This is a genomic window from Gracilibacillus sp. HCP3S3_G5_2 (genome assembly GCF_052063305.1).
GTDB lineage: Bacteria > Bacillota > Bacilli > Bacillales > Amphibacillaceae > Gracilibacillus.
This window is the reverse complement of sequence record NZ_JBQHXU010000004.1, coordinates 47,472-59,028: the sequence shown is the minus strand read 5'-3', so window position 1 is coordinate 59,028 and position 11,557 is coordinate 47,472. Positions and strand designations below refer to the sequence as shown.

Here is an 11,557-nt window from a genome sequence, read left to right as displayed (position 1 = left end):
CTTATATATGACACAGAAGGTATTTATAAAGGGTGTTGATTTGTCATTTGTCGATGAAATAGAGACAGAAGGCGGCAAGTATTATGAGCGTGGAAAAGCAGATGATGTAATGAAAATTTTGGAGCGCTCTGGTGTTAATGCGGTCCGTTTACGACTATGGCACACACCCGAAGGGGGATATTGTAATTTAGATAGAACGATCAACATGGCCAAAAGAATAAAAGCCTGCAATATGGAATTCCTGTTAGATTTTCATTACTCGGACTATTGGGCAGATCCAGGCAAACAGACAAAGCCAAAAGCATGGCAAGATTTAAGCTATGACGAACTGGTAGAGGCTGTTTACAGTTATACGAAAGAAGTAATAGAAGCCTTTAAAAAAGAAAAGGTATTACCAGATATGGTACAGATCGGTAATGAAATTACGAATGGCATGTTGTGGGAAGAAGGCAAGATTTATAAAGAAGAGAATCAAGAGAAAATGGAGAATTGGGATGGTATTATTCCACTTATTAAGGCAGGACTAAATGGTGTGCAAGCGGCCACCACAGAAGAAGACGAAATACAAACAATGATCCATATTGACCGAGGTGGAGATAATGCAGGGGCACGTAAATTTTATGATCAAATGAAACAGTATCAGCTTGATTATGATGTGATTGGTCTTTCCTATTACCCTTGGTGGCATGGTCCTTATGAAGACTTTGAAGCAAATATGGAAGATATCGCCATTCGTTATCAGAAAGAGATAATCGTGGTCGAGGTTGCCTATCCGTGGACTGTGCCAGATCAGATTCCGGAAGTGGATGATGCACCAGATTTTCGTGATCATCTTGTACCTGGCTATCCGGCAACAGCCGAAGGACAAAAAGCTTATTTAGAAAAGTTGATAAACACAGTAAAGCAAGTACCTGGTAATCTTGGAAAAGGTATTTATTATTGGGAACCTTGCTGGATTCCCTCCAAACAGCAATGGTCTGTAGGCCATGAAAATAACTGGTCACATTTAACCTTATTTGATTATGAAGGGAATAAATTAATGGGACTGGATGCATTTTTAGAGAAAAATTCAAAAGAAGGATAGGTGATACGATGAAATTTAAGCCAGTAAGTGATAAAATCCCTAAAATGTTGCATGGTGCTGATTATAACCCAGAGCAATGGGAGAAATATCCAGAAGTATTAGAAGAAGACATCCGATTAATGAAGCTTGCGAATTGTAATGTGATGTCAATCGGCATCTTTTCTTGGGCAAAATTAGAGCCGGAAGAAGGAAGGTTTACATTTGAGTGGATGGATAGATTACTAGATACGTTTCATGAGAATGGCATTTATGCATTTTTGGCAACACCAAGTGGTGCAAGACCGGCGTGGATGTCTGAGAAATATCCAGAAGTATTACGTGTTGGAGCTAACCGTGTCCGCAATCTACATGGAATGCGTCACAATCACTGTTTTACGTCACCTGTATACCGTGAAAAAGTGCAGATTATCAATAGTAAATTAGCTGAACGATATGCGGATCATCCGGCAGTAATTGGATGGCATGTCTCCAATGAATATGGCGGAGAGTGCCATTGTAATTACTGTCAGGATGCGTTCCGTGCATGGTTAAAGCGAAAGTATAAAACGCTAGACGCACTAAATGATGCATGGTGGACAACGTTCTGGAGTCATACGTATTCAAGCTGGTCTCAAGTAGAATCACCTGCCCCTCATGGAGAAGTAATGGTTCATGGCCAGAACCTTGATTGGAAACGCTTTGTTACGGATCAAACATTAGATTTTTATCGCCATGAGGTAAAACCATTAAAAGAGGTTAAGCCAGAGATGCCTGCAACAGCCAATTTTATGGAAACTTTTGAAGGATTAAACTATGCAAAATTTGCGAATGATATCGATGTGATTTCATGGGATTCTTATCCGACCTGGCATGATCAGCAAGATGAGTCCTACCTTGCTGCCTATACAGCGATGAATCATGACTGGTTCCGTTCATTAAAAGATGGTAAGCCATTTTTATTAATGGAAAGTACACCAAGTTTAACGAATTGGCAGCCGATCAGCAAATTGAAAAAACCAGGCATGCATGTATTATCATCACTACAGGCGGTTGCACATGGATCTGATTCTGTACAGTATTTTCAATGGCGTAAAAGTCGAGGATCTAGTGAGAAGTTTCATGGGGCGGTCGTTGATCATGCCGGCCATGAATATACACGCGTCTTCCAAGAGGTCAAAGAACTTGGGGAAGGTTTAGCGAAGTTAGATGAAGTAGTAGGCACAACTGTTGACGCACAAGTCGCCATTATCTTTGATACCGAAAATCGCTGGGCAGTAAAGGATGCTCAAGGACCACGTAATGCAGGTGTTCATTATGAACGTACAGTAACAGAGCATTACCAAGCATTCTGGGAACAAGGTATCGCCGTTGATGTTATAGATTCGGAAAAAGACCTTTCTAAATATAAACTAGTCGTTGCGCCGATGCTTTATATGGTGAGACCTGGAGTTGGTGAAAATATTGAAAAATTTGTCCGCAATGGTGGGACATTTGTGACAACATACTGGTCAGGAATTGTTGATGAAAATGATCTTTGTTTCTTAGGAGGATTTCCGGGGCCATTGCGTAAAACATTAGGAATCTGGTCAGAGGAAATCGATGGTCTGTATGATGGAGAATCAAATCGGGTTAAAGTAGTTGGCAATAATGAATTAGGCTTGCGTGGAGAGTTTAAAGCAAAAGAATTGTGTGATTTGATCCATTTAGAAGGTGCAGAAGCCTTAGCACAATATGGTAGTGACTTTTATGCAGGCAGACCTGCATTAACTGTCAATCATTATGGTGAAGGTAAAGCCTATTATATTGCTTCGAGAAATGACGAGGCATTCCATCAAGCCTTTTTCGAAAAGTTAGCAGATCAACTAGCTCTAAAACGGGCAACAGGCGGCTTATTACCAAAAGACGTCAGTGCTCAAGTTCGTACGGATGGGGAAAATGAATTTCTATTCTTAATGAATTTTTCAAACGAGACAAAAGACATTGATTTGAACGAACAAACGTACCAAGATTTGATAACAGGCAATGAAGTAGCAGGGATCGTGTCATTAGCAGGATTCGGTGTGAAAGTATTAAAAAAATAGTATGCTAAAGGGTATTCCTAGACAAGGAATACCCTTTTTAACATGTAACGAAAAAGTTTGTTCCTTTTTGGCAGATCTTAGAAGAACGTTCTGCTTTATCAGACAAATGACAGCGCGAGGAAGATCCATCTTCATTAAGTTTCTTTGGGTCATTCACATTCAAATAATAAGGAAAAGTGCCATCTTCCATTCTAAGCATGATATGATCACCACTTCAAATTCTAAGCCTTTTGAGACTTCCATAGTGATTCCAGTGCCAAAACATTATATTCTATAGAATTATATTTACTACTAATTCGGGAGGATACTTCTTTAAAAATATCAATGGGAAGTTTTGATCTCAATTTGACCAATATTCATCCACCCGTTCTCTTCCTGTTCCTCATTAGCGAAACGGAATGCCTTAGCGTTAGAGGTCAACTTCGATAAAGGATTAACAACTCTAACTAAAATCTGATAGCTACCTTTAAAAATTCATGCTGCCTTTCTGTTTTCATTCCTTTCAATCGGCTAGAGCGACCTAATGAAGAGAGAAGAGACATCTTGAATATTCAACCACGGTTTATAATCTGAGCCAGTCCCGGCTCCACGGCCTTCTTTAATCCATTTGTCGATTTTAGATGTTCTTGTTCTTTTAGACATAAAAAAAAACACCCCTTTAGACAATAATATCCAAAGAGGTATTCCTTTCCAACTTTATTTCAAAACCACATATGTCCCAGCCTCTTCCTATAAGCCACATTTAAGCTGGGCACCACAGTTTGTACATGTATTACAGCCACCGATATCTTCAACACTACCCTTACGGCAGACAGGGCAAGTGTCGCCAACTTCTGAGCCGATCGACATGTCAGTTTTGTCTAATTCGTTCACTGTATCGACAATAACTACTTTCTTTTCCTCGTCTTCAAATAGCTCTGTTTGTTCGGAGAAAGTATTTTCCTCTGCTTTGAGCGTTAAGACTTGAGAATCACGGCTTCCGTCTACATAAACCGTACCACCTTTGGCACCACCACGATATAGACGACGGTAGACTTGCTCTACTTGTTCGACTTTATATCCTTTTGGTGCATTCACAGTCTTAGAAATAGAACTGTCTACCCAACGCTGGATCACACATTGCGTATCTGCGTGTGCTTCTGGTGATAAGCTCATCGCTGTTACGAACCATTTAGGTAAATGATCGGGATCCTGTTCTGGATTGTTGTCTAAATATTCCTGTACAATATCAGCTTTTACTTCAATAAATTTACCTAATCTTCCACTTCGATAGTAGGTAAAGGAGAAGTAAGGTTCCAGCCCAGTTGAAACACCTACCATTGTACCAGTTGAACCTGTTGGCGCAACGGTTAATAAATGTGAGTTGCGAATGCCATATTTTAAGACACCTTCACGAATGTCTTCTGGCATACCTTTCATATAACCGGTAGAGATAAAGTTTTTACGTAATTGCTGTGTTTCTTCTTCTGTTTCCCCAACTAAGAATGGGAAGCTACCTTTTTCTTTTGCTAATTCGATTGATGTCCGATAAGCAGTAGTCGCAATCGTTTCGAATATTTTATCTACTAATTCATTACCTTCTTTTGAACCATACTCAGATTCACAGTAAATGAGTAAGTCATGAAGACCCATTACACCTAAACCGACACGACGCTCACCTAGAGCTTGTACACGGTTTTCTTCTAGAAAGTATGGTGTAGAATCAATAACATTATCTTGCATGCGTACACCGATTTCGACCGTTTGTTTTAACTTCTCAAAGTCTGGGACTTTCTTTTCTTTATCCGCTACATTCGCTAAGTTAACAGCTGCTAAATTACAGACAGAAAACGGAGCGAGGGGTTGTTCTCCACATGGATTTGTCGCTACTACTTTTTGTCCGTAAGCAGTTGCGTTTGTTTTCTTATTTGCATTATCAATGAAGAAAATACCTGGTTCAGCAGAGTATGTGGCGCAAACGTTAATTAGATCCCATAACTCTTTAGCTTTGATGCGTTTATAAACTTTTACACCGAACCCTAATTTCTCCCATTCTCTAACGTCGCCAATTTCATGCCAATGCTTGTTGTAGTAATCCATTTCCTCTTCATCATAATTTTCTACATCAGGGAAGCGTAATTCGTATTCAAGGTCTTTCTCAACTGCTTCCATAAATTCATCGGTAATACAAACGGAAATGTTTGCACCGGTTAAAAAGTCAGGATTATGAACAGAATAGGAACCACCATCACGTAATTCTGCTTCTGCTTTCTCGATATTGGCATCCGTGAATCCACCTTGACCAGGCATGTTTTTAAAATTGACAATACCTTGGTAAAGTTGTACATCGTCACCAGAAAGTGGGGTGAATTTTAACTTATCATTCGCTAATTGCTGAATCGTTTCATCTTTCGTATTTTCAATTAAATAACGTAAAATTCGTGGATTTTGCATTTTGGAAATAATGAATTCAATGACATCAGGATGCCAATCGTTGAGCATGATCATTTGAGCCGAATAGAATGTTGCGTTGATTCGTGATATCAACTCTCTAGGTCACCCTAGAGTTCAGACCATATCTTGTATCTAATTTTTAAATTAGATACCCTCGCGCTTCGGAAGCACTTGCTTCCTACTCTACTCCCTTTCACGAAAATTGTGTGGTTTCGATGGTCGTTGAACCTTCTCCATTTTACAGGAGCTTGGCTGCTGATTGTCTTTCTCGACTTGTTGTTTTTGAGCTTTCACGCTTACCGTTTCCGGTTACGTTGTAGCCAGCAAGTCATGTAGAATGCTTTTTATATAATCAAAGTTGTTTATTATATCGTCTTCCCAAAAACGAACAATTTGATATCCATGATTTTTAGCTATCACATTTTTTTCTCTATCCATGTGTATTCTTTCAATCTGCCAATTTTCAGGATTAGGATAATATTTAGGATTAGCATGCCAATAATCTCCATCGCATTCGATTATTAGATTGAAATCCATCAAACAAAAATCATATTGTCTTTTCTCTAATATAAAGGAATATTTATAGTTAACATTGATTTCAATTAAATAACTTTCCATTATTTTTTCAATTCTAGTTTTCTGAAATTTCTCGTTTTCCATTTGTTTTAGTGTGGATGCTCTAATCTTTTCAATTGTCTCCTTACTATAGACTCCTGTTTTACCGCTATTCCATGAGGGGGTGTTGTTTCTTTTTCTTGTTTTTGCTGTTTTAGTAATAATTTTTCTAAAATGTTTTTCTTTTTCCTCTGGATGCATTGATTTATGCCATTGTTTTATTTTCGCGGATTTCAGTTTCTTTGCACAGGATTTGCTACAAGTCTTAGTTGCTCTATTAGGTCTTGTTGATGTATCAAACTTATTACCGCAAATGATACAAGTAAGTGGTTTTCCTTTGCTACGGCCGGAGCATATAGCGCTGCAATATTTTTTTGGCTTGCCTCTATAGAGCCCCACAGTATTTTGACAAAGTATATAAGAGCATTTCAAATCTTCTGGAAAGTAATAATATCGTAATAAGTATTCCTCTAAAGATAAGTTGTGGTAGTTTTTTAAATGTAGTGTAAACCATCCTTGTTTATTATGGGATGTTTTGTATTCACACAGTTTACAACTTTGATTATTCTTAGCATCATATATTTTCATGATAATCTCCCTTGTATAAACTGACAAATTTATAAGGTGGGATTTCAATTACCATTTATTCTTTAAAGAGTTCCCAGCAATTCACGAGGTTTTTTTATAGACGAGGCACTCAAATTTACCACGTCTTGATCCACCTTGCTCAACTAAATGAGTCAATTTAGCAATATCGTCTAGCCATGAGACAGAACCAGAAGACTTACCATTAACACCTCTAGCTAAAGCATTTCGAGGACGAAGAGTTGATCCGTTTGTACCAACACCGCCACCGCGTGACATAATTTCCATGACCTGCTTACGATGATCACTAATTCCTTCGCGGGAATCTTTTACAAAAGGCATAACATAGCAGTTGAAATAGGTTACATCTGTATGAGAACCTGCTCCGTAAAGGACACGTCCTGCTGGCACGAAATTCAAGCTGGATAGTTCCTGATAAAAATGCTCAAACCATTCATCCTGCTTCTCTTTTGTAGTTTCCACTTCCGCAAGCCCTGTTGCGTTACGTTTAGCAATTTGTTCATAAAAGACCTCTAACGGTTTGTCAATAATGCTTAAAGGACGCTCGATTACACCTGTTTCACGCTCTTCATCCTTTTCTAATACATGAACATATTCTTCCTCTACCTGGATCTTCGCTTTACGGCTAGTTTCATCGATCTCTAAAATGAAACCAGTACCTCTAGCAGGGAATTTAGGGTCTTCCTTAATGGTTAAAACAACAAAGTCACCTTTTTTTAATGTCTTTTTTTCTGTATCTTTGAATGCATATCGGTCTAGCATAACAAGTCGCGATACACCTTTATGTGTTGTCTCCATATCAGGTGTAATCGGGTGAACTTGAGGGAACTCTTTAATATCTTCATTTAACTGTTCCACATTGATTGCTAATGACCGTTTTTTCGTCAAATGCATTGAGTAGTAGCCTCCTTTATCTCTATAGGTGAAAAGATGATAACTAAATTAATCTATTCTAGCGTATCAAAATTAACGCATTTCATCAATATATTGTGCTCTTTTTACAAAAATAGACACTATATATTGATAGAAGCCAAAAAAGACACTCTTTCAGGTAAAAGAGTGTCTTTTTCCTTACTCTATTATATCAAAAATAAAAGTAGTTTTGCCAAAATATTTTTCGTCTTTATCTAACCAGACCGATGGAAAACCTTCATGATGAATGGATGCAGGTGAAGCTTGTGTTTCAAGACAAAGTCCTAAATATCTAACTGATTCCCGTTCACGTAACGCTAGTCCTTCAGGCAGATTATTAGATGTATACATGACAACACCTGGTTGATCAGTAATAACCGTTAATTGGCGGCCACTTTCTTGCTCGCGAACAACAACACTTTCTTGTTTAGAATGATCAAAGATGAAATAATGATCATATCCATGATTTGCTACAAGATTTTGTTTATAATCAGATGTTACACCATCCTTCATCAAGCGCCCTTTACGGAAATCATACACTGTATTATCCACATCTAAAATGTTACCAGTAGGTATTAATTCCTCATCTAATTCAAGAAATTTACTACTGTCTAACGTAATCTCATGATGTTGGATGTCTGATTTTAGATTACCACTAAGGTTAAAGTAGGAATGATTAGTACTTGTTAAAACGGTTTTTTGATCAGCGATACCTTCATACGTAATCGTAAACGCATTATCATTAGTTAAAGTGTAGGTTACCGTCATTCGTAAGTTTCCAGGATAGCCATTCTCACCATCTTCACTTTGTAATGTCAGTGTTAATCCTACTTCCTTCTTATTTTCAAAAGGAACGACCTTCCATATCGATTTATGAAATCCTGGCTCACCACCATGTAAGTGATGCATTCCTTCATTTTTTGGAAGTGTAAAGGTCTTGCCATCAATCTCAAACTGCGCATTTTCAATACGTCCTGCGACACGACCGATCAAAGCACCCAAAAATCCAGGGTTATCAAGATAATCTTCGTAATTCTCAAAACCAATGACAACATTTTCTAGCTGTCCGTTACGATCGGGCGCAAGAATCTTGGTGATAATTCCACCAAAATCCAGAATCGATATAGCCATCTCGTTATCATTGATTAATGTAAATTCCTTCCATTCTTGACCTTGCACGTTGACTACATTTGTTTTGATTTCCATCGCTTTCGTTTCCCCCTACATTATTCTTCGTTTAAGTATGACAAAAATCGCTTGAATGCATCTCTTCCAGTTTTATCTGTTTTGTATACACCTGCATCTTCTAAGACACGAGCGAATTTTTGGCCTAATGCATCTTCTACAATTTTGTTAACGTTGTCTTTTGTGATAGTGGAATGCTTATCTTTTATTGATTGTACCCAATCCTGATGGTATTCTGCAACCGGTACCTCTTCCCCTAATAGGTCTTTCTTGATCATCTCAAGCTCATCCTTTAATCGAGGAGGAAGTACTGCAAGCCCCATTACTTCGATAAGTCCAATATTCTCTTTCTTGATATGGTGGACATCTTCATGTGGATGGAAGATCCCCATCGGATATTCATCTGTTGTTCGATTGTTACGTAAAACTAGGTCCATTTCGTATAATTCACCACGTTTACGAGCGATTGGTGTAATGGTATTGTGTGGTGTATCACCTGTATATGCAAGGATATCTGCTTTAGGATCACTGTATACTTGCCATTTCTGTAAAATATAATCACAAGTATCTACTAGTTGCTGACGATCGCTTGATCGAAGGCGAATGACCGATAATGGCCACTTAACGACAACTGCTTCAACATTAGCAAAAGGATTCAGTGTAAACGGGAATTCCTCTTTCGCATTTGTCATCGCAAACGTATAATTACCTCCTTGATAGTGATCATGTGATAAAATACTGCCACCAACAATCGGTAAGTCTGCATTAGATCCAATGAAGTAGTGTGGGAACTTTTCAACAAATGCTGTGAGACGTGCAAAAGCATCCCGGTTTATTTTCATAGGACGATGCTCTCCTGAAAACAGAATAGAGTGCTCATTGTAATATACATACGGAGAATATTGTAAAAACCAATTTTCCCCTTCTAATGGGACTGCAATAATCCGGTGATTAGATCGTGCTGGATGACCGATGCGACCGACATATCCTTCATTTTCTGCACATAATAAATTCTTCGGATAGGCGAGATCCTGCTTCATTTCTTTTTCACGTTTAATCTGTTCCGGATCCTTCTCAGGTTTTGACAGATTGATCGTAATGTCTAACTCTCCATAGTCTGATGCGGTTTTAAAATGAATGTTCTGAGCGATTCGTTTTGTTTGGATATAGTTACTATCTTTACTTAATTGATAGAAATAGTCTGTCGCTTTTTCGGGTGACTCCTGATAATGTTGATAAAAGGTTTCGTTTACTTCTGAAGGCTTGGAGATGAAAACATCCATGATTTTGGCTGTTAATTGCTCTTTCTCATCAAGTAGTCCTTCGATCAAACCTTTGTTTATAGCTTGTTCTGCTAATTTTTCCAAAATATCCGGGATATCAAGATGAAGCAGTGTTGCGTCTTCTTGGTAACTTGCTTCATTGAGTAGCCCTAACACTTGGTTACGTGTGTAGATCTGGTCACTTTCCTTGATCAAATCTTTCTCAATGGCTTTGTTAACTAGTGTTTTTACTAAGCTTGAGATATTCGTCATGCTTAATCCTCCTTATAACCTGATGGATTTGCTTGATGCCAATTCCAAGCATCGGATATGATTCGATCAATATCAGTTCTTGTCGGGTTCCAGCCAAGAATCCGCTTCGCTTTATCAGATGCTGCAATTAACGTGCTAGGGTCACCTGCTCTTCTTGGTGCTACTTTTGCTGGAATCTCATGGTTTGTGACTTTCCGTGCGGTATCGATAATCTCTTTTACGGAGAAGCCTTGGCTGCTGCCGAGGTTAAAGATATTACTCTCTCCACCTTCTTTTAAATAGTTGAGGGCCAATAGATGAGCATCAATCAAATCTTCGACATGGATGTAGTCTCGAATACATGTTCCATCTGGTGTGTCATAATCCTCACCAAAAATCGATATATGCTCTCTCTGACCTAACGCTACTTGTAAAACAATTGGAATCAAGTGTGTTTCAGGACGGTGATCTTCTCCAATTTCCCCTGTGCTTCGAGCACCAGCAACATTAAAGTAACGAAGGGAAACAAAACGGATACCATGTGCCGCCTCGGTCCATTTCATCATTTTTTCCATTGTTAATTTTGTTTCTCCGTACGTATTGGTAGGTTTTGTCGGCATTGTTTCGGTAATCGGTACTTGCTCTGGTTCACCATATGTTGCGGCTGTAGAAGAAAAGACGATATGTTTGATGTCGAATTCTGTCATTGCCTGCAGTAATACTTGTGTTCCATAAACATTGTTATCGAAATATTTCAGTGGATCCTCCATGGATTCTCCCACTAGAGAGTTCGCTGAAAAGTGGAGCACTCCATCGATTTTTTCGTGTGTAAATACTTCCCGCAGGAATTCAATATCACGGATATCACCATTATAAAAAGTAGCATCAGGATGAATAGCTTCCCTGTTACCAGTCAATAAATTATCAATCACCACTACCTCATACCCTTGGTCAATTAACTGATAGACAGCATGTGAACCAATATATCCTGCTCCGCCTAAAACTAAAATACGCATCTCACATCATCCCTTCTATTATTATAAGATTATTAAAATCTGTAACTATTACTATCCCGTTTCGGCAGAATACTGTGCTTTCCGAGGAAGCTGAGGGCGTGCCCGGGGAAAGCGAAGTATTTTCCCGGAACG

At 38.6% G+C, this 11,557-nt stretch carries 6 protein-coding genes and 3 pseudogenes; 2 read left to right on the top strand and 7 right to left on the bottom strand.

Annotated features, from left to right (window positions below; translation table 11 throughout):
• The first annotated feature begins 7 nt into the window (after positions 1-7).
• Both ACTNEP_RS07405 and ACTNEP_RS07400 read left to right on the top strand, forming a co-directional pair.
• Positions 8-1,084 carry a glycoside hydrolase family 53 protein gene (locus ACTNEP_RS07405; protein WP_441161173.1) on the top strand — a complete coding sequence of 359 codons (1,077 nt, stop codon included), beginning with the start codon at positions 8-10 and terminating at the stop codon, positions 1,082-1,084.
• A gap of 8 nt (positions 1,085-1,092) precedes the next feature.
• The gene (locus ACTNEP_RS07400) at positions 1,093-3,144 is read left to right on the top strand and encodes a beta-galactosidase (RefSeq protein WP_441161172.1); all 2,052 of its coding nucleotides are present in this window, start codon (positions 1,093-1,095) and stop codon (positions 3,142-3,144) included.
• Positions 3,145-3,611: 467 nt separating this feature from the next.
• Here ACTNEP_RS07400 and ACTNEP_RS07395 read toward each other — a convergent pair.
• From ACTNEP_RS07395 to galE, 7 genes and pseudogenes are all read right to left on the bottom strand, one after another.
• Positions 3,612-3,786, bottom strand: a pseudogene (locus ACTNEP_RS07395) (TnsA endonuclease N-terminal domain-containing protein); the annotation flags it as partial.
• A gap of 87 nt (positions 3,787-3,873) precedes the next feature.
• Positions 3,874-5,637: pseudogene (locus ACTNEP_RS07390) on the bottom strand (vitamin B12-dependent ribonucleotide reductase); the annotation flags it as partial.
• Between the two features lie 249 nt (positions 5,638-5,886).
• Complete coding sequence (locus tag ACTNEP_RS07385) at positions 5,887-6,780, bottom strand: endonuclease domain-containing protein (RefSeq protein ID WP_441161171.1); 894 nt, start codon at positions 6,778-6,780, stop codon at positions 5,887-5,889.
• 117 nt (positions 6,781-6,897) lie between these two features.
• Positions 6,898-7,692, bottom strand: a pseudogene (locus ACTNEP_RS07380) (ribonucleotide reductase N-terminal alpha domain-containing protein); the annotation flags it as partial.
• A gap of 177 nt (positions 7,693-7,869) precedes the next feature.
• Entirely contained in the window at positions 7,870-8,916 is a 1,047-nt protein-coding gene (locus ACTNEP_RS07375; protein ID WP_441161170.1) for an aldose epimerase family protein, read from the bottom strand.
• Between the two features lie 20 nt (positions 8,917-8,936).
• The gene (galT, locus tag ACTNEP_RS07370) at positions 8,937-10,430 is read right to left on the bottom strand and encodes a UDP-glucose--hexose-1-phosphate uridylyltransferase (RefSeq protein WP_441161168.1); all 1,494 of its coding nucleotides are present in this window, start codon (positions 10,428-10,430) and stop codon (positions 8,937-8,939) included.
• A 2-nt stretch (positions 10,431-10,432) separates the two neighbouring features.
• Positions 10,433-11,425 (bottom strand): UDP-glucose 4-epimerase GalE, encoded by a 993-nt coding sequence (gene galE, locus ACTNEP_RS07365; RefSeq protein WP_441161166.1) that lies wholly within the window; start codon positions 11,423-11,425, stop codon positions 10,433-10,435.
• Between the last annotated feature and the right edge of the window lie 132 nt (positions 11,426-11,557).